At 41.7% G+C, this 25,170-nt stretch carries 21 protein-coding genes; 13 read left to right on the top strand and 8 right to left on the bottom strand.

The window, feature by feature from the left end; all coding sequences use genetic code 11:
• Positions 1-2: 2 nt before the first annotated feature.
• Together H5186_RS15500 and greB are read right to left on the bottom strand one after the other, a co-directional pair.
• Complete coding sequence (locus tag H5186_RS15500; protein WP_182794649.1) at positions 3-311, bottom strand: hypothetical protein; 309 nt, start codon at positions 309-311, stop codon at positions 3-5.
• Between the two features lie 144 nt (positions 312-455).
• Positions 456-935, bottom strand: coding sequence for a transcription elongation factor GreB (gene greB, locus H5186_RS15495; protein WP_182719096.1), 480 nt, complete (start codon positions 933-935; stop codon positions 456-458).
• Positions 936-1,131: 196 nt separating this feature from the next.
• On the opposite strand from greB, the gene ompR reads away from it, so the two are divergent.
• Both ompR and envZ read left to right on the top strand, forming a co-directional pair.
• Complete coding sequence (ompR, locus tag H5186_RS15490; protein WP_145242004.1) at positions 1,132-1,851, top strand: two-component system response regulator OmpR; 720 nt, start codon at positions 1,132-1,134, stop codon at positions 1,849-1,851.
• A 5-nt stretch (positions 1,852-1,856) separates the two neighbouring features.
• Entirely contained in the window at positions 1,857-3,161 is a 1,305-nt protein-coding gene (gene envZ, locus H5186_RS15485) for a two-component system sensor histidine kinase EnvZ (RefSeq protein WP_182794648.1), read from the top strand.
• Here envZ and H5186_RS15480 read toward each other — a convergent pair.
• From H5186_RS15480 to H5186_RS15470, 3 genes are all read right to left on the bottom strand, one after another.
• Positions 3,148-4,323: a tryptophan 7-halogenase gene (locus H5186_RS15480; protein ID WP_182762146.1), complete on the bottom strand. Its 1,176-nt coding sequence runs from the start codon at positions 4,321-4,323 to the stop codon at positions 3,148-3,150. The genes envZ and H5186_RS15480 overlap by 14 nt on opposite strands.
• Positions 4,324-4,327: 4 nt before the next feature.
• Positions 4,328-7,336 (bottom strand): LodA/GoxA family CTQ-dependent oxidase, encoded by a 3,009-nt coding sequence (locus H5186_RS15475; RefSeq protein WP_182794647.1) that lies wholly within the window; start codon positions 7,334-7,336, stop codon positions 4,328-4,330.
• Between the two features lie 504 nt (positions 7,337-7,840).
• The gene (locus tag H5186_RS15470) at positions 7,841-9,883 is read right to left on the bottom strand and encodes a glycoside hydrolase family 97 protein (RefSeq protein ID WP_182719099.1); all 2,043 of its coding nucleotides are present in this window, start codon (positions 9,881-9,883) and stop codon (positions 7,841-7,843) included.
• Between the two features lie 210 nt (positions 9,884-10,093).
• Here H5186_RS15470 and H5186_RS15465 point away from each other — a divergent pair, with 210 nt between their 5' ends.
• The 3 genes from H5186_RS15465 to H5186_RS15455 all read left to right on the top strand — a co-directional run bounded on the left by H5186_RS15465 (position 10,094) and on the right by H5186_RS15455 (position 13,608).
• Positions 10,094-10,723 (top strand): methylamine utilization protein, encoded by a 630-nt coding sequence (locus tag H5186_RS15465; protein WP_182719100.1) that lies wholly within the window; start codon positions 10,094-10,096, stop codon positions 10,721-10,723.
• A complete protein-coding gene (locus H5186_RS15460; protein WP_179959233.1) occupies positions 10,716-11,939 on the top strand; it encodes a hypothetical protein in 1,224 nt (407 codons plus the stop codon). Before H5186_RS15465 ends, H5186_RS15460 begins: the two co-directional genes overlap by 8 nt.
• 67 nt (positions 11,940-12,006) lie before the next feature.
• A complete protein-coding gene (locus tag H5186_RS15455; RefSeq protein WP_182768060.1) occupies positions 12,007-13,608 on the top strand; it encodes a methyl-accepting chemotaxis protein in 1,602 nt (533 codons plus the stop codon).
• 276 nt (positions 13,609-13,884) lie between these two features.
• On the opposite strand, the gene speE is transcribed toward H5186_RS15455, so the two are convergent.
• The gene (speE, locus tag H5186_RS15450; protein ID WP_145241990.1) at positions 13,885-14,748 is read right to left on the bottom strand and encodes a polyamine aminopropyltransferase; all 864 of its coding nucleotides are present in this window, start codon (positions 14,746-14,748) and stop codon (positions 13,885-13,887) included.
• Between the two features lie 203 nt (positions 14,749-14,951).
• Here speE and speA point away from each other — a divergent pair, with 203 nt between their 5' ends.
• The 3 genes from speA to H5186_RS15435 all read left to right on the top strand — a co-directional run bounded on the left by speA (position 14,952) and on the right by H5186_RS15435 (position 19,175).
• Positions 14,952-16,829 carry a biosynthetic arginine decarboxylase gene (gene speA / locus H5186_RS15445; RefSeq protein WP_145241988.1) on the top strand — a complete coding sequence of 626 codons (1,878 nt, stop codon included), beginning with the start codon at positions 14,952-14,954 and terminating at the stop codon, positions 16,827-16,829.
• 64 nt (positions 16,830-16,893) lie between these two features.
• Positions 16,894-17,775 carry an acyltransferase gene (locus H5186_RS15440; protein WP_182719103.1) on the top strand — a complete coding sequence of 294 codons (882 nt, stop codon included), beginning with the start codon at positions 16,894-16,896 and terminating at the stop codon, positions 17,773-17,775.
• 140 nt (positions 17,776-17,915) lie between these two features.
• Entirely contained in the window at positions 17,916-19,175 is a 1,260-nt protein-coding gene (locus H5186_RS15435) for a mechanosensitive ion channel family protein (RefSeq protein WP_182762683.1), read from the top strand.
• Here H5186_RS15435 and chrA read toward each other — a convergent pair.
• Complete coding sequence (gene chrA, locus H5186_RS15430; RefSeq protein WP_182762685.1) at positions 19,138-20,286, bottom strand: chromate efflux transporter; 1,149 nt, start codon at positions 20,284-20,286, stop codon at positions 19,138-19,140. The two genes, H5186_RS15435 and chrA, sit on opposite strands and share 38 nt — an antisense overlap.
• Positions 20,287-20,408: 122 nt before the next feature.
• Here chrA and H5186_RS15425 point away from each other — a divergent pair, with 122 nt between their 5' ends.
• Positions 20,409-21,203 carry an ABC transporter substrate-binding protein gene (locus H5186_RS15425; RefSeq protein ID WP_182794646.1) on the top strand — a complete coding sequence of 265 codons (795 nt, stop codon included), beginning with the start codon at positions 20,409-20,411 and terminating at the stop codon, positions 21,201-21,203.
• Positions 21,204-21,280: 77 nt separating this feature from the next.
• A complete protein-coding gene (locus tag H5186_RS15420) occupies positions 21,281-21,913 on the top strand; it encodes an OmpA family protein (protein WP_149983073.1) in 633 nt (210 codons plus the stop codon).
• Positions 21,914-21,967: 54 nt separating this feature from the next.
• Here H5186_RS15420 and H5186_RS15415 read toward each other — a convergent pair whose 3' ends face one another.
• Complete coding sequence (locus H5186_RS15415) at positions 21,968-23,749, bottom strand: ABC transporter transmembrane domain-containing protein (protein ID WP_182794645.1); 1,782 nt, start codon at positions 23,747-23,749, stop codon at positions 21,968-21,970.
• Between the two features lie 78 nt (positions 23,750-23,827).
• Here H5186_RS15415 and H5186_RS15410 point away from each other — a divergent pair, with 78 nt between their 5' ends.
• Genes H5186_RS15410 through H5186_RS15400 form a run of 3 tightly spaced genes read left to right on the top strand, consistent with a single transcriptional unit; the run spans position 23,828 to position 25,053 of the window.
• On the top strand, positions 23,828-24,226 hold the full coding sequence (locus tag H5186_RS15410) for a DUF3224 domain-containing protein (RefSeq protein WP_182794644.1): 399 nt from the start codon (positions 23,828-23,830) through the stop codon (positions 24,224-24,226).
• Between the two features lie 11 nt (positions 24,227-24,237).
• The gene (locus H5186_RS15405) at positions 24,238-24,426 is read left to right on the top strand and encodes a hypothetical protein (RefSeq protein WP_182768042.1); all 189 of its coding nucleotides are present in this window, start codon (positions 24,238-24,240) and stop codon (positions 24,424-24,426) included.
• A gap of 9 nt (positions 24,427-24,435) precedes the next feature.
• A complete protein-coding gene (locus H5186_RS15400; RefSeq protein ID WP_182768041.1) occupies positions 24,436-25,053 on the top strand; it encodes a LysE family translocator in 618 nt (205 codons plus the stop codon).
• Positions 25,054-25,170: the final 117 nt, after the last annotated feature.

The raw sequence follows: 25,170 nt of genomic DNA, 5'->3' as shown, positions 1-25,170 counted from the left end.
AATTAAATAAAATAAGCCGGTGGTCCACGCTGATACGCATAGCTAAAAGGTTGTACGAAAGTGGTACTCACATAAAGTGATAAAATGTTTTCAGGGAGTGGTTGAAGCACCCTGATAGAGATCCCGTCAACGTGTGTGTCTAAGTCAACGTCAAGATTAGCTTGGTCAGGAATGTCACAAGCAACATAGTTTGCGGTTGGGGATAAATGGTCGTGGTCGTCAAGACCTTGAGCAATTACAGTCAAACTCACACTCATTAAGAGTGTAAATAACACGGCATTACTTACTATGCGATGTATTACGTTTGACATAACTACTACCTTCTAATATTCAACTCAAGCGCGAAATGCTTTACTTGAGTACTTTTATTTATAGTCTACAAATTCACTTTAGACAATCAATAATTAACCTTATCTGAATAATGAGAAGCGAGGATCTATCGTTTTACTGAGGATTTATGAAGCCCCAGAGTAACTGATACTGTTAACGTACCACTCTTTTTTGCCCTGCGGAGTTGTAACATAAAACTCATCATCCACTTGTTTTTTCAATAATGCGCGCGCCATCGGCGAATCAATCGAGATATAATCTTTGCGGTCATAAATCTCATCAGGGCCAACAATGCGAAACTTCAGCACTTCACCTTGTTCATTTTCTATTTCGACCCATGCACCAAAAAACACTTTACCAGCTTGCTGCGGCGAGTAATCAATTATTTTTAGATCTGGCATGCGTTTGCGTAAATACCGCACGCGACGATCTATTTGTCTTAACAAACGTTTATTGTACTGGTAATCAGCATTTTCTGAACGGTCACCAAGGCTAGCAGCCCAGCTCACTATTTTTGTGACTTCAGGGCGTTTAACATTCCATAAGTGGTCGTGTTCTTGTTGCAGCTGTAAATACCCTTCGCGGGTGATTAAATTAGTTTTCACGTTTAAATTATTACCTTGAGAAACACCTAGGCAAGGTATAAAAATCTTGTTGGCTTGTCGAGCTGATTTTTGTTCTCGCCAGCATTTTTGTGGGCTTGAAATGTTCAGTAACAATCTAGTGACCTAATTAGTTTTTTATTATCATGTTTTTCATTTATATTAATCATAACAGTACAGAAAAATAAGAATGAAAGTGATGGGACATGAAACCACAAAAGTATTAGTCGTTGATGATGATATGCGCTTACGCAGCTTGTTAGAGCGCTACTTGGTAGAACAAGGATTTATTGTGCGTACAGCTGCTAATTCAGAACAAATGGATCGGCTGTTAGAGCGTGAAAACTTTCACTTGATGGTACTTGATTTAATGTTACCCGGTGAAGATGGCTTATCTATCTGTCAGCGGTTACGCCAAAAAGAAAATGAAATTCCAATTGTCATGTTAACTGCCAAAGGTGATGAGGTTGATCGTATTATCGGTTTAGAGCTTGGTGCTGATGATTACATCCCGAAACCATTTAACCCGCGTGAATTATTAGCGCGTATTAAAGCCATTTTGCGTCGTCGTTCAAAAGAAGTGCCAGGTGCACCGTCAGCAGAAGAAAATCATATTTCGTTTGGTGAGTTTTCGCTTAATTTAGCCACCCGTGAAATGAGCCAAGGCGACAAAACCATGTCGTTGACCAGTGGTGAGTTTGCGGTATTGAAAGCGCTTGTTACACATCCACGAGAGCCGCTTAGTCGTGATAAGTTAATGAACTTAGCGCGTGGTCGAGATTACAGTGCATTAGAGCGTAGTATCGATGTACAAGTCTCACGTTTGCGTCGCATGATCGAAGTCGATGCCGCTAATCCACGTTATATTCAAACTGTATGGGGCTTAGGTTACGTATTTGTTCCAGATGGTGAAAAATAGCCATAATGAGTATGTTTCCCAAAAGTGCATTTGGACAAACGGTGTTTTTAGTTGCGGCACTATTGTTGATCAACCAAGTAGTGTCTTACATCACGGTTAGCCTTTACGTAGTTAAGCCTACTATTGAGCAAGTTAACCTTATTCTCGCAAAACAAATCAAAACTGTGTTTATAGACTGGGAAGATGGCGTTGAAATAAGTGATGAGGTGTCTGAAAAGTTTTTTGAAATAACCGGTATCGAAGTCATGACCCAGCGCCAAGCGATGAGCGAAGGTTTGGCGCAAACTCGTGAATATTCAATGTTGTCGCGTAGTATGTCAGAGCAACTAAATGGTTCAGCCCGAGTGCGTATTAGCCAAACAGATCCGCTTGTTTATTGGGTAGAAGCGCCGCAAGCACCGGGTTACTGGGTTAAAGTACCGCTAACTGGTTTTAAAGAAAATAATCTCGAATTTCTAACCTTTTATTTATCTAGTATCGGCTTTTTAAGTGTACTCGGTGGTTGGCTGTTCGCACGTCATTTGAATCGACCTTTAAAAGCGCTACAACAAGCGGCGGTAAAAGTAGGGGTTGGAGATTTTTCTACAAAATTAGAGGAACACGGCTCAACTGAAGTCATCGAAGTAACCCGCGCATTTAATCAAATGTCACGTGGTATAGCAGCGCTTGAGAACGATCGCCGTCTACTTATGGCTGGGGTGTCTCATGATTTACGTACGCCGCTGACGCGCATTCGCCTTGCTACCGAAATGATGTCGGATGAAGAAGATTATCTGCGTGAAGGGATCATCTACGATATTGAAGACATGAATGCCATTATTGATCAGTTTATTGAGTATTTGCGTCATCACAAACGTGAGGAGTTAGCGCTTGAAGATCTCAACGCGATAGTGTCAGAAGTGGTGCATTCAGAACAAAAACATCAACGCACTATCACTTTTAGCGAAAATCCTAGTATTAGTAGCATTCCTTTAAGTATGGTGGCAATCAAGCGAGTTATTACCAACATGATTGAAAATGCGATTCGTTATTCGGATGGTGATATTGATGTTGAAACTGCGCTAAGTCGTGATAAAAAATACGCTATGGTGATTGTAAAAGATCATGGCCCAGGTATTCCTGAAAGTGAACTTGAAACGGTATTTGAACCTTTTAAACAAGGCGATGCTGCGCGAGGCAGTGAAGGTAGTGGGTTAGGGCTTGCGATCATTAAGCGCATAGTTGATATGCATGGTGGTAAAGTAAAACTGGTTAATCGCCCTGAAGGCGGTTTAAATGCTGAGGTTTATTTACCAGTCAAAGTGAGTTAGCCGTATATACTTTTATACTACTCGGCTGCTGTCTGCGCTGCCAAAAAGGACTGTTTGACCAGCGTTGCTCTTGAGCGTAAAAATAGCGTTTGTGATCTAAATAACGATGCCAAATCTGTTCTATTTGTTGCTGGTATAGTTTTTTAAATTGTAGCTGGCTATCGTGTTCTATTTTATTGACTATCTCGAGTTTTTTCATCAGATCGGCAAGTTGCATGGCACTTGCCATCGCATTAAAAATTCCTTGTGATGAGATTGGGTCAAAGCTCAGTGCTGCATCACCTAAAGCGGCCCATTGTTGGCCTGCAAAACACTCTAAGCGAGTGGAGTTCGCGCTGACGATACCGTGCAGTGTTATTGGCTGTTGGCATACATCGAGAATCTTCGCTTGATTGGCATAACATTGCGCATGTTGAGTAAATAACTTTGTATCACGTTGTAAGCCTTTGGTCAGCAAATCCGGATCCGTTTGAAATGCTAAAACACGACGTTGGTTTGGTAATGGTGCACTGTACCACCAGCCGTTTTGCGTGGCACAAATGCTGCCTAGTTGATTTTCAATAGTATTAGCCACGGTTGCCCAGCAAGATATTAGACGGTCATGTTGTTTGCGAGCGGTGTATTTTTTTGCAAAATGAGCCTCTCGGCCAGTGGCATCAATTACGAATTGACTCGCAATGTTGATTGTTTGCTCTTGTTGTAACTGTGTTAGTGTTATTTGCCAGCGTTGCCCTTGGTATTCGCTGTGTGCTAATTTGGCAGGCCAAATACAGCGGACACCCCGTTGCAGCGCTTTTTCGCGTAAAAAGCTCTCAAATACTTGACGATCCAAGCGCCAACCCAAACCATCCGGGTTACTGAGATTATCAGTAACATAGGGTGTTGATTGGCCCCAACTTATTTGCAATCCTGCATTGTGTAAATGCTGTGGGGTAAGTACGTTGGCCATCAGTTGGTTTTCAAATTCAGTTAACAAATCTAACTGTTGTAAAATACGCCGTGCGGCAGGTGCTAAGCATTCACCAATTCGCTCTTCGGGCATCTCAGACTTATCAATCAAAGTAACTTGATATGAATCACATAAAGCAAGTGCGGCGATACAGCCTGCCACACCTGCACCAATGATCACAACATCCGTTTGTAATTCGGTCTCTTGCAGCATTGCTTTAGCGTCCTTTGTTGCGATGAAAACGGCTCGCTTTTTCGGTAACACCTAAGTTGGTTTGACTACGATGTGAAGCATGTTCAGCCGAGAGAGTCGCTTTTGTATGCTGTATCGCTTTACTCGCTAAGTTAACTTGTGCCTCATTTTGTGGATTGTTGGGCAATATACCAACCTGCATTGCGCTAGGAAATTGTGCATCGCCTATTACGCCGATATGCGGTTGTACAATCGCAAGTTCAGCAAAGTTGTCTATCATACTATTGATTTGGTTTGTATATGTGGCAGGATTACCGTGCAGAGGTAAATCATCAAGCCAATCAGTACGATAAGCAAAAGCCTGTTGACGAGTACTGTCAGGTAATGAGGTATCAAGCACTTGTTGATAGCGGAACTGATTCATTATTTGATTTGGCACTCGAGCAGGCCAAAATGTCGGTAAAAATGGATCGTACTCAGAGCTGTAGCCATCTCTACAGCTCGCGGTATCAGTTTGCCAAGGAATAGCCATCCAGCGTGTTATCCCGCCTGCTACTTGACCACCAAATAAAGGTCCTTGCGCGAGGGTATAAACGTCGCTATTCATCACAGGACCATAATAGTAACGGTCACTTTGTAAGTCCGCTTGGGCGTGTTTGAGTCGAAATGCCGACATATACATGCCTGCAGTTCGCATTGGCCAAGTCATTTCACAGCCCGGGTGAAATGCATCAGCAAGGCAAAACTCCATCGCGCCGCGAGTAAGTAGTTCTGGCTGCTCAGCAATTGGATAATCATCTAACGCGGTTACATTTGCATGTGCCGGACAAGCTGATTGAGGAGTGTAATCATTAATAAAATCACCTTTCACCCATTGCTCTAAAAAGCTCAACTGCAAATTTGATAGCGTTGCATGCTGGCGCACTGAGCCCGTGGGAGGAATGCTAATCGCGTCGCCATACAGCCAAGGCCATAGTTGTGGAGCTTGCGCACCGGGAACATCAAAACGACGAAAGTTATTAGACAGTGTACGGCGTAATTCCTGATAGGCAGGAGAGGGATCGCTAAGCTTTTCTAGCCATTCATTGGTGGTGTAATTAAACTGACCCCCCCAGCCAAATGCGCCAGCAAATCCGTCATTAACCCATTGTAAATCCGTCATTCGGTCAAATATGGGTTGAATGTCGTTACTAAAGGAAGGTCGCTGTGGTCTTGCCAGCATACCAGCATCTACAGCAACATCGCGCATTAAATCCCACATGGTGCGTACTGATTTTTGCATCGGTGCATAATCCGGTGGCGCGCAAATAACCCAAGCGGGTTCTACTCTTAGCGATATCCCCTGATATACAACCTCTGCTGTAATTGGGCCATCTGAGGTGTCATCATACCAGCCTTCATTATTTGCAAAGGTAATGGCTATATCGCCGTTTACGTTGCGTGACACGCCATGACCACCGAGCATGAGTAAGCGACCGTATTGATCACTGCGCATTTCTCCTAAATACACATCCTGATCCATAAATTGGCCAATAAACTCATGCTTAGATTTTACGTTTTTGCCGCTTATACTGTGTTTGCCCCCTTTGATTAACAGCTTGCTACGATCGGCTACATTGTTATTACGCAGTAACGATGGCGGCGCATCTGCAGCTTCTGGAATATCTAAAGCAATTTGAAATTCGTACCAGCAGGCTTTTTGATTTGCTAATTCAGCATGCCAAGTAATGTCTGCATTATCGAGGGTTAGTTCTTTTATCGCTTTACCAGCGGCATTAAAACCGTAAATTCTAAACTCAGCTGCTTGGCGCTTTAATGCACCTGTTTTATCTCGGTAACTGTATTCATCAGTATGAGCTATGGGCTGCGGTTGTTGCGGGCCAATAAAGTAGCCTTTTTTACTATTACCCACGCGCATTACACCAATAGGCGGATAAATACCGGCATAAACAATACACTCAGAGTCAGTATCTTGATCTTGCTGTGGCTTAAATTCACTTAACTGTTTAGGCTCTTGTAGCTGCTGACCGTTGGCTGTATGTCGGGCATGAGCACTGGCCGCATAGGCTGACTTTCGAGCCAATGCAATGCTACCTAGAGGCTCATGGGCGGCTAAAGTACGCCAAATATTAAACGCTAAGTTATTACCAAGCTCAGCTTGACCAATCGCGGTAATATTTTGTTGTGCTAAATGCAGCCGCGCAATACATACGTATGGGCTTTCTTCACAGCTCCATACGGCTTGTGCATCATCAAGTGGCATTGTTTTTGGGTTTGTTCTTAATTGTACTTCAAAGCGAAATGTTGCACTGCCTTGACGTAAACGTCGCTGCAAATCTAAAGCGAGGTAATTATTATCGATACTTGGTGCGCCAAGTTCACTGCCTTCAGGCACTAAGCGATATTTTACAATCTGTTGTTCGCCTAATTTGAACGGTAATATTGCCCAATAATTAGCGCTTAAACAGCTTGCTTCAACTTTTTGCATAGCCTGTAAAATATTGGCTGTTTGTATGTGTTTTGGATTATTTAAATAGGCATCATAGTTTTTATCGATCACGCCTGCAGTGGTGAATTGGCACATCTGTTGCGCATTTTTGGTGAAAAACCGATCCATATTTTGAAAAATAAAATCTGCGGTATCACCTTCGCCAATTAGCTTTGGCCCATCTACTCCAAAGAGCTTCACTGCCAATCCTAATGTGCTGTGTAAATCTGGTGATGATGGTAACGTATCACTTGAAAAGCGCACTGCACATTCGTATTCTTTGTCTGCAAAAATGCCAATTTTAAATTGTGGGTCTATATCTGGATTGATAATAAAGTGGCCGTAAGCGATGCCATGTTGCTTTCTAAATACAGCTCGTTGTGCTGGCTGTTGACCTTTTTCTATACGCGGCACTTGACCAAGGCCAACAAACATTTCAGTTAACCGCTGGCAGGCTAGTTCAACATCTTTGTCATTTGACCAACATGGCACATTGTTAGCAGTTGCTAGCGTTTTAATACTGAGATTTTTGGGTTTCTTAGCCATTATTATATTCCTTATAGTATTGAAGCGGCTCTAGAGGTATTAGCTCTAAAAGTCCTTTTAAGCAAGTTCACTATTATTGAGCTGACTGCCATTTAGTTGTTTATTAGTGCTGCGTAATTTTTCAAAATTATTAAATATATGCCTCACAGCCATGCTTGGTATTCCTACTGTTACTAATTAACTAACTTTTTAATCTGTAAAAGTAGAGCAATAATGGAAATAAAACTATTACACGGTATTTCACGTGCTATTTATAGGATGTGTTAGGTATTTTCAGGGGGTGATACAACAGCGCCATCAATATAAGCATAGTTGCTTTTGGTTGCAGTAATGATGATGCCAACAGTTTAATGAGGTCATGAACTGTAGCATTGAACAATTATTTTAAGGGCTAACTCATACGTTAACATTATGAATTGGAGGTTCTTTATTTGCCGATTGTTTATCAAAAAGAAGACGCGAGAGAAACTCGCGCCTCCTATTTTCACTATCGACTTCGCGCTATTATAAAGCTTTAAATCTAATTGCTGTGCCGCCGCTGGTGGCAAGTTTAAGCGTTAACTTATCAGCAGCTGTGACTATGCGCTTTTCGATTTTTAAATCGTATGGGTTGTTTTTCCACTGCGCATTATTACCATCACGATAAATTTGTGCCTCAAACTTTTTACCTTGCTCTAAGAAGTCGAGTTTTATCTCTATGCTGCGAGCTTGCTCATCGGTTACTGCTCCTAAAAACCAGTCGTTACCAGAGTAGTTATCACGCTTACGCTCTTTGCGAGCAAACACCACGTAATCGCCAACCTCACCCGCTAGTGCGATACTTTGTTGCCAATCTGTTGGTACGTCTTGAATAAATTTAAATGCGTCCGGTTTGGCTAAATAGTTACGCGGAAGATCAGCGGCCATTTGGATTGGACTATACATTACGACATATAACGCGAGTTGTTTCGCAAGTGTGGTTTGTGGACGATTTGTATCACCACCTAATCCATTAAAACTCATATCAAAAATGCCGGGTGTAAAGTCCATTGGCCCAGCTAACATACGGGTAAAGGCGAGCATTGGAATATGCTCTGGTGGATTTGGCGGTGTGCCCCATGCATTAAACTCTTGGCCGCGAGCACCTTCGCGGGCTATCCAGTTCGGATAAGTACGGCGCAGACCTGTGTCTTTTATCGGTTCATGGGTGTTAATACTGATTTTATGTTTTGCAGCCAGTTGCACGCTGTGTAGGTATTCATTAACCATAAATTGGCCATCGTGCCACTCATGGCGAGCAATGCCGTTTTCATCAATGCGTTTGATGTTGCCGCCATCTGCTACGTAACCTGTTTTTACTTGGCTAACGTTAGATTTTTCGTACAGTGCGTAGGCGTCTTCCATCTGGTTGCGGTAGTTGGTTACGTTGCCAGACGTTTCGTGGTGGCCAATCAGCTGTACGCCTTTTTCTTTGCCATAGCGAGTTAGCTCTGCAATATCAAAGTCAGGGTAAGGTTTGGTAAAACTAAAAACATCACCATTGAAGAACCAGTCGCCATCCCAGCCAATATTCCAGCCCTCGACAAGTACCCCATCAAAACCGTATTTAGCTGCAAAATCCATGTAGCGCTTGGTTTCTTTGGTGGTCGCACCGTGCTTTTCACCGCTGCCCCAAGTGTTCTCATTGATATGCATGCCCCACCAAATACCGACATATTTACCTGGTTTAACCCACGATACATCACCGAGTTTATTTGGTTCGTTGAGGTTTAAAATAATATCTGAGTTGATCAAATCAACGGCTTTGTCACCAATTTGAATTGTGCGCCACGGAGTATTAAATGCGCCATGTTTTTTAACCGCAACACCATCAGACCAAGGCGTTAAGTCGGCTTGTAAAGTCCCTGGGCGACGTTGATTGAGCACCATCCCTGCATAATCAACTAATGCAGCTTCGTGAATGCTCACATGGACGCCATCAGCGTTTTTAAAGGTAAATGGAGTATGCGCAAGAGCAGCTTGTTGCAGTGGAGTGGTGTTATAAACATATTCATAACGGTTCCAACCACGAGCTGGGATCCACCATGCGGTGGCTTTATCCGCACCACTAATTGCAAATTCGGTTAGCTCCTTAGTGATTTCAATATTTTCAAATCCAGCTTGTTTAGGTACTTCGTAACGAAAACCGACGCCATCATTAAAAGCTCGAAAACGAACCGTGTAAGTGCCGCCTTGTGGCGCTGGCTTTTTAAACGTAACCGCGAGCTCATTATGTTTATCTATAATAGTTTGGCGTTCACCCCAAGGTTGCTGCCATTGGCTGTTATGTTGGGAGTTGTTAACGTCGGTGATTGTAAAACCTTCAGCAAAGGCGGCTTGTTGTTTAAATTCGAAGCCAAGAGCTGAATTTTCAATAACATCTTTGCCGTTAAAGCTGATTTTATAACTTGGTGTAGCTTGCTGATCCGAAATGGTTATTGTTATATTTCCGTTCGGGGATTGAATCGTCGCGTCTTTAGCAAAACAAGCACTTGAAAGTCCAAGCAGAAGTAGCAAAGGTAATCGCATAGCTGTTCCTTGAGGTGTAACCTAATTGAAGCATTTAGCATAAAGCGCAAGGGCCTAGATTACGAGATGACTGCATACGTATTCAGCTCATTAGTTAGCTTAGGTTAAATATTGAAAAATAATTAACGAGATATTTTTAACAGAATATAATTAACAAAAGATTAATCTAATTGGTTTATAATGAATGAAGTTAAATAAGAAGATATTAAAATGTTAAAGCAGACCTTCATTCTTTCATTGTGTTTAATGGTTTTTAATAGTTACGCTGGTATTATCACCATTAATGATCAACAGCAAAAACCGCTCGCTAATGCCGTCGTCTGGTTAACGCCTGCGGATAAAAGTGTTGAATTCCCCGCGCCAACTACACCCTTTATAATGACTCAAAAAGACCGGCAGTTTATTCCCCATGTGTTGGTGGTACCGCAAAATGCTCAAGTTGAGTTTCCAAATGCAGATTCAATCATGCACCACGTGTATTCGTTTTCCAAAGCTAAATCGTTTGAGCTAAAGCTATACCGAGAGCAACCACAGGATCCGATCAGTTTTGAGCAAACGGGCGTAGTTGAATTAGGCTGTAATATTCATGATTGGATGTTGGGGTATATTGTGGTGGTTGATAGTCCGTATTACGCAATGACCAATGATAAAGGACAAATTGAGCTGGCGCTTGAGGCCGGAGATTTTACACTCAATATTTGGCACTCCGAATTTAGTGACATCAGCAAAACTGAAAGCAAAGCCATTGCACTAACTAGTGCGCCGGTTGTTTATCAAATAAAACAGGCGATTATTTCTCGTGTTGCGGTGGGTGTTGATGAATTTGACGACTATGAATAAAGCTTGCTTTTACCTAGGTGTAGTGGGGCTAACATTAACGTGCAATGCTTTTGCACAAGTAAAGGGCTTAGTGCAACTAAGTGCAGTTCAGGGTGATCAATACGTAAGTTGGCAACAAGGTAGCGTAGGGCTATACCGATACGATAGTGACAATGATGGCATTGTGCTTTCTCAGGGAGTCGTTGATTTTAGGACTGATTTAACCACCGCTTGGTCAGCACATGGGGTTATTAATGCTTATCAAGATCCGCAGCCAACTTTAGGTTTTAGCCAAGCATATTTGCAATATAAGCCGCTAACAGCGAGTAACTATAAATGGCATCTGCGGGTAGGTGGTTTTTACCCGTTATTATCATTAGAAAATCCAGATATGGGCTGGCTTTCACCATATAATTACACTAACTCAGCAATAAACTCATGGATAGGTGAAGAGGTACGTACCGTTGGGGTTGAGGCCACTATCAAGCGGCCTGGGCGCAGCTTTAACAGTACCCATAGCTTTGCATTGGTTGGCGCCACATTTAAAGGTAATGATCCTGCAGGCACATTATTAGCTTGGCGTGGCTTTGCAATGCATGACCGCCAAACGACCTTTAATGAAAGTATTGCGTTTGCGCCAATCGCTTCATTTAATAGCACCGAACTTCAGTATCAGGCAAATCAGGTCTTGCCCTTTGAGGAGGTTGATGGGCGCTTTGGTTATTATGCAGGAATTCACTGGGATTATTTAAAAAAATCACAATTTCGTTTTTATTATTACGATAATAATGGCGACCCTGCAGCACTAAATAGAAGTACTGGGCAATATGCATGGGATACTCGTTTTAGCAGCGTCGCGTGGCTATATAAATTTACTGCGAATACGCGCTTAATTGCGCAAATGATGTCGGGCACTACCGCTATGGGTGCTAAACGCGGTGTAAATAATAGCTTCTATAGTCACTTTATATTAGTAAGTCATAAAATGGCCAAGCATCGTATTTCAATGCGTTATGATTATTTTGAGGTAACCGATCATGACGACTGGCAATTTGATCCTAATGCCAGTGAAGGTGAAGGTATAACCGCGACCTGGCGCTATCAATTAACGCCGCAGTGGCAACTAGGGATTGAGGGCTCAGCATTACATAGCCAAGCAGATAATCGCATGGCGATGAATAATCCCAAAAACCTATCACAGCAACAAATTAGCTTAAATGTTCAGTGGCGCTTTTAATGGTAATTCAGATAGTTTGAACTATATTAAGTTGTGGCTGATGTTGTATTTTATGCAAAGGTGAAAAATGAACTTACAGAGTATTCGAATCAAGAGCTCGCTGCCAATTGTGTTACTTGGGATTGCGATAATAGTACTGATAGCAGGCTATACTCACTTAATTAACTTACAAAAAGATGCGTTAGAAGCACAATCTGAGCGATTTTTAAATGCTATTTCAGTAGTGGTTAATGGTGACCGTGATCTTTACCAAGCCAAAGTAGCTGAACTACACCTAGTAACCAATAAGATAGGTAATGCCGAAGAACTGCAAGATCATCAAGAAAACGCACAGCAAGTGACCGATCGTTTTAATCAATATTTACATTTTTTATCAGCCTACCCGCAAGTAACGGCGCAGTTTACTGGCTTTGATAGTGCCTTTGAAAAATGGTTATCAGCATCAAACGCGTATATCAATGACCCACAAAACAAGCAAAAAAATCAGCAGGCTAATACTGAGTTTGCAGCGCTGCGCGATATTTTAGATAAAGCAGGTGAACAAGCTGAATTGACGTCTAAACAAGAAAAACAAAAGCTGCTAGAGAAGATAACCACAACGAAACTGTTTTTACTGACTATGGTGGTGGTGCTGTTAGCCATTTCAGCTTGGTTCAGTTATATGATCCCACGTCAGTTAACGAAGCAAATGCATTACGTGACTGCGAGAATTAATGATATTGCCTCTGGTGATGGTAATTTAACAGAGCGTATTGTGGTAAAAAGCCAAGATGAATTTGCCGAGCTGGCAACGGCATTTAATCGCTTTTTAGATAATTTGCAGCAATTGATCCGTGATATTTTAGGCCAATCTAATGAGCTTAACCATTTAGGAACTGATTTAAGCCAGTTCGCAAATCAAAATAATCAGATCACTCAAAAACTCAGCCAAGCATCTGAATCAATTGTCAGTGCGGTTCATCAAATGAGTGTTGCTAGTCGCGAAGTAGCTAATGTGGCGCAGCAGTCATCAAAAGAAGCCGATAACTCACAGCACCTGGCTAAGCAAGGTTTAACGGCTGTGGCTAATTCGAGTGATAAAATAGTCGCGCTATCTGAAAATATGGAACATGCCAGTAACAAATCAACCGAACTGCAACAAAGCTCTGATAATATAGCTAAAGTGCTGGAAGTGATCCGCGCGATTGCAGAGCAAACTAATCTACTTGCGTTAAATGCTGCTATCGAAGCGGCGCGTGCTGGCGAACAAGGGCGGGGGTTTGCGGTGGTCGCCGATGAAGTACGCACCTTGGCAACGCGCACTCAAGAAAGTACCAACGATATTCAAAAAATGGTTGAGCAGTTTGCCAATAGTGTCGAGCAGTCTTTAACGGCAATTAATGGTGGCAAACGCTTTGCAGATGAAGCCGTAGCCTCGTTTACGCAAACCAATGATGTGCTTAATGCGATGCAAGAGTCATCAGTAAAAGTGAATGATATGGCTATGCAAACAGCCCAAGCTACCGATGAGCAAACCGCAGTAGCGGAAGAAATAAGTCATAATTTATCGTCATTGAACGAGCAAACCATGCAAGGTGGCGAGCTGGCACGTTCAACCGAAGAAGTCGCGGTAAGAATGAATCAATTAACCGATGAATTAAACCGCCTATTGCAGCGCTTTAAAGTTTAATTGTTTGCTGTAGGCAATAAAAAAGGGTTCGATAGAACCCTTTTTTGCGTTGTTAGTATCTAATACCAATCGACTTAAATATTTAACCATTCTAGCGCGCTAAATAAAGCGCTAACTGCGTTAGTAATTTTTCATGTACGACTGCATGGATGCAAGAGGTAGAGCAATGCAGGAGCAATTGCCGAGAACAACTACATGTCAAAATCTCTGCCTTGTTACCACTGTATTTTTCTGTCGCTATAAATGGTCAGTAACTTAAAACGATTGGTATAACGTTTACTTTTTTTCGAAAGCGCGCTTCATAAAGTTTGGTGTTGCTAATGCGCCATGGTGAATACCATTATTGTAATACTCTGTAGTTTGCGCAAGCTCTGCTGCTGCGTCTTCTCTAAAACCAGCGAATGCTTCATCTTTACGAGCAAGTGTTACTGACCATAAGCCACTTGGGTAAATAGGTTGTGGGAATGGCAGTGTTTGTAAGTCGTTAAAGCCTACATCAGTCATCGCATCGCGCATTTCAACCAGTAATGGCATATGCATAAGCGGTGATTCACTTTGTTGTACCATAATGCCGCCAGGGCGTAGTGCATTTAAACAGCTCGTGTAAAAGGCATGGTTAAACAAACCTTCACCTGGACCGACTGGATCAGTGCCATCAACAATCACGATATCGATTGATTCTGCTGCAGCTTCACGCATGTATTTAATACCGTCGTCAAACATTACTGTAGCGCGAGGATCTTGGTTTGCTTCACATAACTCAGGGAAGTATTTAAGTGACATTTGCGTCACTACTTCATCGATATCGATTTGTGTAACAGACTCAACGCCCGGGTGCTTGAGTACCTCACGTAAAGTGCCGCAGTCACCACCACCAATAATAACTACATTTTTTGGGTTTGGGTGTGCAAGTAGTGCAGGGTGGCTGATCATTTCATGGTAAAAAAAGTTTTCACGGCTAGTTACCATAGTACAACCGTCAATAATCATTAGATTACCGAAGTCTGTTGTCTCGTACATTTCGACTTTTTGAAAAGGCGATTGCTGTTCTTCTAGCTTTTTGTTGATGCGCATAGAAAACGCACTGCCGTCACGTTCACTGATTTCTGTAAACCATTTACTTTGATCTAAATTTGCCATGTCGCTAGTTACACTTTTGAGTTGAGTATGAAAAAGGGGCAATTCTGCCAGTGCTTGGCGTTTTGCTCAATGAAATTTTATCAGTATAGCGAATATATTTTATCTTAGCTTTGGCTTAAAGGTCATTTTTTGTTAGCGTAGAGGGTTATGACGTACTAAAATGCGTGATTCCGCGAAACTTGTTAACTATAGAAGAATTTGCCATGACTTGGGGTTTAGATACAGCACGCTCTACATATAACGTTGCTCATTGGAGCGATGGTTACTTTGATATTAATAGCCAAGGTGAGCTGGTTGCTTTCCCAGATGGCGATCAAACGAAAGCCGCTATTTCATTAACCGAGTTAACGGAACAATTTAAAAAGCAGGGTTTAACGTTACCAGTATTAGTACGCTTTACCGATATCTTGCAAAATCGTGTAGATACTATGACCAGCGCATTTAGTAGCGCGCGCAATGCCCGTGCCTACCAAGGTCAATATACTTGCGTATATCCGATCAAAGTAAATCAGCAGCGTTCAGTAGTAAGTAAGTTATTGGCGCACCCGAGCGGCTTAGTCGGTTTAGAAGCCGGTTCAAAACCTGAGTTAATGGCGATTTTAGGTGTGGCAAAACAACCGATCACTATTGTTTGTAATGGATACAAAGACAGTGAGTTTTTACGTTTAGCATGTATTGGCCAAGCTATGGGCCATAAAGTTAAAATCGTCGTTGAAAAGCTATCTGAGTTAACAACGTTATTAGCCGAGATTGAAGATCTAGGCATCGAGCCTGCCATTGGTATTCGCATCCGTTTAAACTCAGTGGGTAAAGGGAAGTGGCAAAATACCGGTGGCGAAAAAGGTAAATTTGGCTTAACAGCTGGGCAAGTATTAACGGCCGTCGAAGTACTCAAAAAACACAATAAGTTGCATTTAATGCAAATGGTACATTTTCATATAGGCTCACAAATTGCCAATATTCGCGATATTCATCGTGCTTTACGTGAATGTTCACGCCACTTTGCAGAATTAAGCCAGCTAGGTGTGCCATTAAATACCGTTGATGTAGGTGGTGGTTTAGGCGTTGATTACGAAGGTTCTGGCTCGCGCAGTGCCTGTTCCATGAACTACACAGTCGAAGAATATGCTCGTAATGTGGTGAATGCGTTTGCTGAAGTGTGCGAACAGCATGACTTAGCGCATCCGGCTATTATTACTGAATCAGGCCGTGCGTTAACTGCTCACCACGCAGTGCTGATCACTGATGTGATTGATGTTGAGCAAGCACCAAATCACAGCAACCCTAGTGCACCTGAGCCAAATAGTGCGTTAGTGTTAGATGAAATGTGGCAGTGTTTACAACGCTTAAACCCACGTATGGCGCTAGAAATTTACCATGATGCAATGCACTTATTTAGCGAAGCGCATGACCAATACGTACATGGTTTAGTAAGCATGTTGGAGTGGGCGAAAATAGAGCAGCTGTATTTTACTATTTTGCATCGCGTGCGAGCGTCATTAAGCAATGCGCGTGCTCACCGTGAAGTACTGGATGATTTAAACGAAAAATTAGCCGACAAATTATTTGTGAATTTTTCATTGTTTCAGTCATTGCCAGATGTCTGGGGGATCCAGCAATTATTCCCGGTAATGCCGATTGAAAACCTTGATAAGCCGTTAACGCAACGCGCTATCATTCAAGATATTACCTGTGACTCAGATGGGCAAATTCGTGAATATGTTGAGGGAGCAGGGATCGAAACAAGCTTACCTATTCCACAATATGTACCTGGGCAACAATACCACATTGCCATGTTTATGGTGGGAGCTTACCAGGAGATTTTAGGTGATCTACATAACTTATTTGGTGATACTGATTCAGTCCATGTAGAGCTCACCGAACAAGGTTATCAACTAACCAATGCGATCAAGGGTGATAGCGTTAAGGATGTATTAAAGTTTGTTGATTATGATAGCGATATTTTCTCGGATAACTTTGCTACCACAGTACAGCAACTCGACATTAGTGACTCTATTAAGCAGCAGTATTTAGCTGAGCTAAATGCGGGCCTTGAAGGGTATACATATTTTGAAGATTAATTGCGATACTCTTGTATTGCATTCTAAATTGCCGAACAGTTTTAATGAAAGGAATTAAGTAGTAATGTCTTGGATCCGTTGTGTTTTTAGTATTTTCTTTTACACCATAAATACACTAATTTGGTTTGTTCCCATTTTTATTTGTGGCCTAATTAAACTTATCCCTATCAAACCGTTACAAAAGTTAATGAGTTGGACAGCTAAGCAGTGCGCCTCTATTTGGGTTACGTTTAATACGTTAAATCAAAAGTTATTAACACCAACCAAGCTAAGTGTTACCGGCCTTGAAGAGCTCAAACTAAAAGACTGGTACTTAGTGATTGCCAATCATCAGAGCTGGGTGGACATTTTAGTTTTACAGCGTGTGTTTAATCGTAAAATTCCATTTTTAAACTTCTTTTTGAAAAAAGAATTGATATACGTTCCTGTTTTGGGGCTATGTTGGTGGGCGCTTGACTTCCCTTTTATGACTCGTACCAGCAAAAGCCAATTAAAAAAGAATCCTAAATTACGTGGTAAAGATTTAGAAACAACCCGTAAAGCCTGTGAAAAGTTCAAAGAAATGCCGGTGAGTGTGGTTAACTTCGTTGAAGGTACTCGCTTTACAGCGCAAAAACATTCGCGTCAAAATAGCCCGTTTCCTCATTTACTCAAACCTAAAGCGGGTGGGGTGGCGTTTGTGATGCAAGCTATGGGTGAGCAAATCTCTAAAGTGGTAAATGTCACTATTCAGTATCCTGAGGGCATTCCTACCTTTATGGATTTTGCCAGTGGACGAGTAAAACAAATTAATATTCATGTAGAAGTGATGCCGGTAAGCCAAGAGTTGATAGGTGATTACACGGGAGATTCTGAATTTAGAGTACGTTTTCAATCAGAATTAAATCGCTTATGGCAAGAGAAAGAACAACAGCTTAGCGAGTTTGAGCAAAAACTTAAGTCATAGTCGCAAATGCTAATAGGTAACGGCCCAAATCAGTACTGTTAAGCTTGTATTGGTTTTGGGTTTGTTACAGTGTTAAGCAACAATCAATATAGCTAAAATGACTGTTATTGAGCCTCCCGCAGCAAGGAATTAGAATTATCATGACGACTCCAACTCATTTACAGCAATTTGTGCAGCCTTGGTTTCAGGGTATGCCTGACACAGTATTATTCAGTTCTCTTACAGCCACTGCAATTGGTGTGTTCTCGCTGTTAGTGGTGTATTTATTTACCCGCCGTTTAATGCTACCAGGTATTCAAAAGGTGGTGACTAAACTTTCTCCTGAGCGAATTGGGCTGTTGGCGCCTATGCTGACAAAACTTAACCGTCGTTTTGCCGGGATGTTGTGCTGTGTATTATTCTTAGCAACATTTGATAGTGTTTATCCAGTTACTGAATTTGCTGCTGAAGTGCTGAAGACGATTGGTCAAACTTTATTAATTATTCATGTTGGCTTTATCATCAGCAGCATAGTAAGTATTGCAGGTGGCATTTATAACCAACTAGAGTTTGCTCGCGAAGTGCCGATTCAAGGGCTGATCCAAGTAGTAAAACTTATTACCTTTATGATTTGTGTGATTTTGATTGTCAGTATCGTACTGGAAAAATCGCCAACCTATATTCTTTCAGGCTTCGGGGCAATTGCTGCGGTGACCTTGTTAGTATTCAAAGACACTATATTAGGTTTTGTAGCCAGCATTCAAATTGCAGCAAATCGTTTAGTAACCTATGGTGATTGGATCCAAGTAGATAACTATGGTGCTGACGGCGAAGTAATTGACCTTGGGTTAAATACCGTAAAAGTACGAAACTGGGATAACACTATCACCACTATCCCCACTTATATGCTGGTGGCCGGCTCATTTAAAAACTGGCGTGGTATGCAAGAATCTGGAGGTCGTCGGATCAAGCGCTCACTCAATATAGATATGAATAGCATTCGTTTAGCTGATGACGAGCTGACTAAAACGATTTCTCAAACTATCGCGTTAAAAGAATATATTAAGATGAATACCTTACCTGATCCGGTATCAAATTTAGGGTTATTTCGTCGTTATGCTGAAGGATATTTAAAGCAGCACAGTAAAATAAACACGTCACTGACATTAATGGTGCGGGAGTTACAACCGTTAAATCATGGCTTACCGATAGAGTTTTATTGTTTTAGTGAAGATAAGCGCTGGATATCGTACGAGCATCTGCAAGCAGAGATCATGGATCATCTACTTGCGGTATTACCTATTTTTGACCTACGCGCTTATCAAAGTGTCTCGGGGCAATTTAGTCCTGCAGCAATCACCCCAACCGCTATTAAACCTACCATTAAAGTGGCAAATAATACTGAAGCAGGCCAAGGCTAACAAATACGATTAATAGCCACCAAATAGGAGGCTTTGCTAACCTTAGCCATGCAAAAGCTGCAACAACAATCACAATATGCCAAATGTTGTGAACTGCGGATGTCCAAATTGGTGAATACAATGCAGCCGCTAAAAAACCTACCACAGCGGCATTAAGCGCGGCAATACAGCTGGCAAAGCGGGGGCGTTCAGATAATTGCAGCCAGCTTTTTTGAAATGCTAACATTAACAAAAAACCAGGAGTAAAAATCAGTAAGGTTGCAATCACCGCACCAACAAGCGGCTGCTCGCTATTAAGCTCTGCGCCTAAATAACTAGCAATGGTGAACATTGGCCCAGGCACCGCTTGTGCGCTGGCGTAAGCTGATAAAAATTGCTCAGTGTTTAAACTTGGTAAGCCAGCTTGAAGTATCGGCAATACCACATGACCGCCGCCAAAAACCATAGCCCCAGCTTGATAAAAGGGTGCAAAACCTGCAAATTGAGAACCTAGTGGGACAAAGCTCACTAGCAATAATAGTGCAAATAGAATGAGTGCAGGCCAGTTAACTGTGCGCTGCTTAGTTGCTGTTTGATTACTTTGAGCTAGATTAAGCAATGGCCATATTGCGCCAATAGCAGCGGCTGCTAATAGAGCCAATATTTGACTGCTCAGGCTCGGTAATAAGATCAGCACTAAGGTACTTAACACAGCAAGCGCTTTGAGTACCCAGCTAGTGCAAAAGCTTTTTGCCATACTCAGCGTAGCATCGGCCACAATTACTACGGCAAATAGTTTTAAACCGGCAACTATTGCAAAGTAAATAGCATCAAATTGGTGGGCGCTAATCGCTAATAAAGCCATGATCAAAAAGGAAGGTAAGGTAAAGCCAACAAAAGCAGCAATACCGCCTAATACGCCTGCTCGCTCCACACCAATAGCAAAACCCACTTGGCTAGACCCAGGTCCAGGCAGAGCCTGACTAAGACTGATTAGTTGTGCATAACGTTGAGCATTGAGCCATTGCAAGTTATCAACAAAATGACGTTTAAAATAACCTAAATGTGCAGCTGGCCCGCCAAAGCTCATGCAACCAAGTAAAAAAAACTGCTTAAAAATAGCTAGTAACATGAATTCTCTCGTTTCTTATTGCCGTAACAGCTTAGTATGACAAAATTTCGTGACAATTTTATGGTTTTTAATCTTTGTACCTGTCTACAATGTAAAAAAGGCTTTGTTAAAGTTAAGTAGTTATGCGATTTATTGTTTATATTTTTATAATTTTTGCCTTTATAAACTATGCCTATGCTGCAAATGAACCTAATGCGGCTGTGCAAAAAATATCGTTAGCCGTGGATCATGCACCACCGTATAGCCAAATTAATCAAAATGGTGAAGTATCAGGCGCGATTGTTGATATTTTTCGGGAGATGAAAAAGCAACTTCCTTTTAAGTTAGAGCTGGTTGGTTGCCCATTTTCACGCTGTGTAAGAATGTTAGAGCAAGGCGAAGTTAATGCGATGGGAGGTTTGATCCTCACACCTATGCGTCAGCAAGTAATGCAATTTGTAACCCCACCTTATATGGTTTTAACCTCGTCATTTGTATTTTATGCACGCGAAGATAGCCAATTACAAATCAACAACTATGACAATTTATATGGTAAAAAAATTGCGATTATGCGAGGTGCCGTACATTTTAAACGTTTTGATGAAGACGATGAACTGACTAAAATAGCTGTTTTAACAGAAAGCACAGCTATTAACCTATTATTGAAAGGGCGTGCAGATTTAGTTATTGCCGTTGAAGATACCGCGGATCATGCTATGAGTGTGCTGAATCAGCCAGCCAATAAACTAGTTAAAATGCGGTATCGTTTTAATGACATAATCTATGGTTATCTCGCTTTAAGTAAACAGTTTTCAGTAACCCCATTAGCGCAGCAGGTTGATGCGCTAATGAAAACAATGGCTGCCACTGGTCAGCTAAATACATTAATTGCTCCCTATGAACTTCCTCCTCTTAACGAGCAAGCGCTGAGCTTTTAACATCTTCTTCATATTTCGTTCATTACAATGTTTGCATACTAGCTGTTAATGAAAGAATTAATAACCAAGGAAATACCATGACTTTAACCAAACCATTACTAACAGCGACTATTGTTGGATTATTATTAACGGGTTGTGAGACCACCAACACAGGAATGGGAGCTGGTATTGGTGCAGCTACAGGCGCAGTACTTGGTAAGGCAACCGGAGATCATGATGATAAACGTATCTTCATTGGTGCCGCTATTGGCGCACTAGCCGGCGCTGCGGTTGGTGACTATATGGATAAACAAGAAGCGGCTTTTCGTGATGAGTTAGCCGGCTCCGGTGTTGAAGTTGTGCGTGAAGGCGATAACTTACGTTTAGTGATGCCAGCTAATATAACTTTTGCCACCGACCAATCGTATATTTCATCTGGCTTTCATAACACCCTTGATGCTATTGCTAAAGTGATGAATAAGTACGAAAAAACTTATTTAAGTATTGAAGGCCATACCGATAGCACAGGTAAAGATAGCTACAACATGACGTTATCGCAACAGCGTGCGCAGAGTGTGAAAGGTTACTTAGTGAATCAGCAAATTCTAGCTGGGCGTATTAGTACACGTGGTTACGGCGAAACTCGCCCAATTGCCAGCAATGACAGCGCCAACGGCCGCGCGCAAAACCGCCGCGTGGAAGTTCAAATTGTACCAAATACTAAAGGTTAATGTTTTATCTTAATCATTTGCTACCTAAGCAAATGATTGAGATTATTTACCGCTTCAATCCCTATTAAACTGCAGCTCACATAATTTCTGATATAACGGATTTGTCGCTAATAGCTGCTGGTGAGTACCGGTTGCTATAATTTCACCTTGTTCCATTACCACAATAACATCTGCATGTTTTACTGTGGCTAAGCGGTGGGCAATGATAAGCGTAGTACGGTTTTGCATTAAATGTTCAAGCGCAGCTTGTACATGATGCTCACTTTGCGCATCTAAAGCGCTGGTTGCTTCATCAAGTAACAGTATTTCTGGGTCTTTTAATATCGCTCTTGCTAATACAATTCGTTGTTTTTGGCCGCCTGATAAGCGCACCCCTTGCTCGCCTAAAAAGCTCTCGTAGCCGTTAGGTAATTGTGCAATAAATTCATCCGCGTGAGCATGCTTAGCGGCAGCATATACTTGTTCGTCGCTTGCATCTGGGTTGCCATAACGAATGTTATGCATCACATCAGAGCTAAATAAAATCGGGTTTTGTGCCACCATGCCCATGCTGTTTCTGAGCGTATTAAGGGATAGATCTTTGATATTAATATTATGAAACTTAATGTCGCCACCGGCAGGGTCATAAAAGCGTTGTAGTAATTCAAATAACGTGGTTTTACCAGCACCTGACGGACCAACGATTGCTACTGTTTGGCCTTGTTCAATCGTTAATGAAATAGTTTTTAAGGCGCTCACATCAGGACGAGATGGATAATTAAAGGTTACTTTATCAAGACTTATGGCTGGAGCGTTAGAGTTGTTATGTAATAACTGATCTTGTGGTGCTGTAGGGTTCGTGATCTCACTTTTAACCGCGAGCAGTTCAAGTAACCGCGCGGCAGCGCCCGCTGCACGTTGTAGCTCGCCATATACTTCAGCAACGGTTGCTACCGACATCGCTACCATAATGGCGTAAAACACAAATGCACCTAACTCACCGCCAGTCATTGTGCCTGCCAGTACATCACTACCACCTATCCACAGCATCACGCTAATTGCGCTAAAGGTCAAAAATATTACTGCAGCAATTAAAAATGAGCGCTGTTTAATACGGCTTTTCGCAACGTTAAAGGCTTTTTCGGTCTCTAGTGCAAAAGCGTGTTGTTCGCGTTGTTCGTGGCTATAGCTTTGCACTACTTTAATATTTTGAATTATTTCTCCCGCATAAGTGCTGATATCGGCAATCGCATCTTGGCTGGAGCTGGCAAGTTTGCGTACTTTTTTACCAAAAATCATCATGGGTACTAACACCAGCGGCACACAGGCAACTACAACTAAAGTGAGTTTTAAGTTAGTAAATAACAACATGGCTAAACCACCGACTAGCATCAGAGCGCTGCGCAGTGCCATTGAAAATGACGAGCCAATGATTGATTGCAACAAAGTGGTGTCGGTTGTTAAGCGCGACATTAATTCGCCACTGCGGTTTTCTTCAAAGTAACTCGGGTGCAGGGTGACTATGCGATCAAATACCGCTTTACGAATATCATTACTGACGCGCTCACCAATCCATGACATTAAATAAAAACGGCTGAATGTTCCTATGGCTAATAAGCTGATCAAGCCAATTAGCACGATTATGGCTTGTTTTAATTGTTCTTGAGAGCCCGCAATAAAGCCGTGATCAATAACAAATTTAACTCCTTGGCCCAATGATAAATTAACCCCGGCAGTAACAAGTAATGCTGCAAGAGCTGCAAAAACCACCCATTTATACGGCTTAATAAACTGAAAAATAGGAATTAAACTACTAAAAGCAGCTTTGTCTTTTTGCTCGGTTTTACTATTGCTCATAGTGGATTCTTTTAGATGAATAGGGTATAGATATGGTTACTTAAATCATAATTTCAATAACTAACTAAGGGACTAACCATGACAACTGAAAAAGTAACGGGCGAATTTAACGTTAAACTCAATCCTATTGAAGGTTATGCAAAGGGCATTGATGGCGTAAACTTGGGTCGTATGTCAATTGATAAAACGTTTACAGGTGGGCTTGATGCAACCAGCACTGGCGAAATGCTCAGTGCCATGACCGCAACTCAAGGCAGTGCCGGTTATGTGGCAATTGAACAAGTAGTTGGCACACTTGCAGGTCTTAAAGACAGCTTTGTGCTGCAACATTTTGGCACTATGGATAAAGGCCAAGATTCATTAATTTTAAACGTGGTGCCAGATTCTGGTAGTAATGAACTTGCAGGCCTTAGCGGAAAAATGGCAATTCGCATCGAAGCCGGTATACACATTTATGATTTTGAGTATCAATTATAAGCGATACAGCCATGCAGAAAATAATTGAGTTTAAAAAGCAGCGTGGCTTTTTTAGAGGCGGTATTGATATTGACGCACTTAATGAGCGAATTTATCAATTAAACCAAGATGGCTGGAAAGTAATAAATGTTAGCGCCTCTACAGGATTATACGGCCAAGTTTATTCATACATCTTACTTATTGAAAATGAAGAACTATAAGGAATATAAATGACGTTATCACTGTGGCTAAGCTTAGTCGCCATTTGTATGATGGGTGCAATGTCTCCTGGGCCAAGTTTGGCTGTGGTGTTAAAACATAGCATTCATGGCAGTATGAAGAACGGCATGTTGGCAGCGCTGAGCCATGGTGTTGGCGTCGGTTTTTATGCTGCAGCATCGTTACTTGGCCTCGGTGCACTAATGTTGCAATTTCCTACTGTGTATCAAGTGTTAGTTTACTTAGGTGCAGCGTACTTGGCATATTTAGGGGTTAAAATCTTATTAGCCAAACCAAGTAATAGTGAGTTAAAAGTGGCTCAGCAAAGTGGCAGCGCAAAACAAGCCTTGCAAGACGGCTTTGCTATTGCGTTTCTAAATCCTAAATTAGCGGTATTCTTTTTAGCCCTGTTTTCACAGTTTATAGATCCTGCCAATCTCAGTTTTAAGATCGGTTTGATTATGTGCTTAACGGTTTTTACTATTGATACTGGCTGGTATCTGATTGTTGCAGCATTGACAGAGCTTTCAAAGAAGCGCTTTGCTTTTACTAAATCATCCCCATGGTTTGATAAAATATTAGCGGTGATTTTTATTGGTCTAGCAATAAGGGTGGTGCTAATGGTGTAGTTTATTAAATTTTACCAATCCTTACTATTTATCTTAAAGTTGCTCTTAGCAATTTCTAATTCACCTGTGTAATAGTGGCTTATGACTGAGTTATTCCGTTAGTCAGTCGATTTATTT

Origin of the sequence: Pseudoalteromonas sp. SG41-2 (genome assembly GCF_014164535.1) — a bacterium.
GTDB lineage: Bacteria > Pseudomonadota > Gammaproteobacteria > Enterobacterales > Alteromonadaceae > Pseudoalteromonas > Pseudoalteromonas rhizosphaerae.
This window is presented reverse-complemented; position numbering and strand designations above follow the sequence as displayed.

Bases quoted from the DNA above. Each gene is read 5' to 3' on its own strand.
- H5186_RS15500 (WP_182794649.1), bottom strand. From the start codon at position 311: ATGTCAAACGTAATACATCGCATAGTAAGTAATGCCGTGTTATTTACA.
- ompR (WP_145242004.1), top strand. From the start codon at position 1,132: ATGGGACATGAAACCACAAAAGTATTAGTCGTTGATGATGATATGCGC.
- envZ (WP_182794648.1), top strand. From the start codon at position 1,857: ATGAGTATGTTTCCCAAAAGTGCATTTGGACAAACGGTGTTTTTAGTT.
- H5186_RS15480 (WP_182762146.1), bottom strand. From the start codon at position 4,323: ATGCTGCAAGAGACCGAATTACAAACGGATGTTGTGATCATTGGTGCA.
- H5186_RS15475 (WP_182794647.1), bottom strand. From the start codon at position 7,336: ATGGCTAAGAAACCCAAAAATCTCAGTATTAAAACGCTAGCAACTGCT.
- H5186_RS15470 (WP_182719099.1), bottom strand. From the start codon at position 9,883: ATGCGATTACCTTTGCTACTTCTGCTTGGACTTTCAAGTGCTTGTTTT.
- H5186_RS15465 (WP_182719100.1), top strand. From the start codon at position 10,094: ATGTTAAAGCAGACCTTCATTCTTTCATTGTGTTTAATGGTTTTTAAT.
- H5186_RS15460 (WP_179959233.1), top strand. From the start codon at position 10,716: ATGAATAAAGCTTGCTTTTACCTAGGTGTAGTGGGGCTAACATTAACG.
- H5186_RS15455 (WP_182768060.1), top strand. From the start codon at position 12,007: ATGAACTTACAGAGTATTCGAATCAAGAGCTCGCTGCCAATTGTGTTA.
- speE (WP_145241990.1), bottom strand. From the start codon at position 14,748: ATGGCAAATTTAGATCAAAGTAAATGGTTTACAGAAATCAGTGAACGT.
- speA (WP_145241988.1), top strand. From the start codon at position 14,952: ATGACTTGGGGTTTAGATACAGCACGCTCTACATATAACGTTGCTCAT.
- H5186_RS15440 (WP_182719103.1), top strand. From the start codon at position 16,894: ATGTCTTGGATCCGTTGTGTTTTTAGTATTTTCTTTTACACCATAAAT.
- H5186_RS15435 (WP_182762683.1), top strand. From the start codon at position 17,916: ATGACGACTCCAACTCATTTACAGCAATTTGTGCAGCCTTGGTTTCAG.
- chrA (WP_182762685.1), bottom strand. From the start codon at position 20,286: ATGTTACTAGCTATTTTTAAGCAGTTTTTTTTACTTGGTTGCATGAGC.
- H5186_RS15425 (WP_182794646.1), top strand. From the start codon at position 20,409: ATGCGATTTATTGTTTATATTTTTATAATTTTTGCCTTTATAAACTAT.
- H5186_RS15420 (WP_149983073.1), top strand. From the start codon at position 21,281: ATGACTTTAACCAAACCATTACTAACAGCGACTATTGTTGGATTATTA.
- H5186_RS15415 (WP_182794645.1), bottom strand. From the start codon at position 23,749: ATGAGCAATAGTAAAACCGAGCAAAAAGACAAAGCTGCTTTTAGTAGT.
- H5186_RS15410 (WP_182794644.1), top strand. From the start codon at position 23,828: ATGACAACTGAAAAAGTAACGGGCGAATTTAACGTTAAACTCAATCCT.
- H5186_RS15405 (WP_182768042.1), top strand. From the start codon at position 24,238: ATGCAGAAAATAATTGAGTTTAAAAAGCAGCGTGGCTTTTTTAGAGGC.
- H5186_RS15400 (WP_182768041.1), top strand. From the start codon at position 24,436: ATGACGTTATCACTGTGGCTAAGCTTAGTCGCCATTTGTATGATGGGT.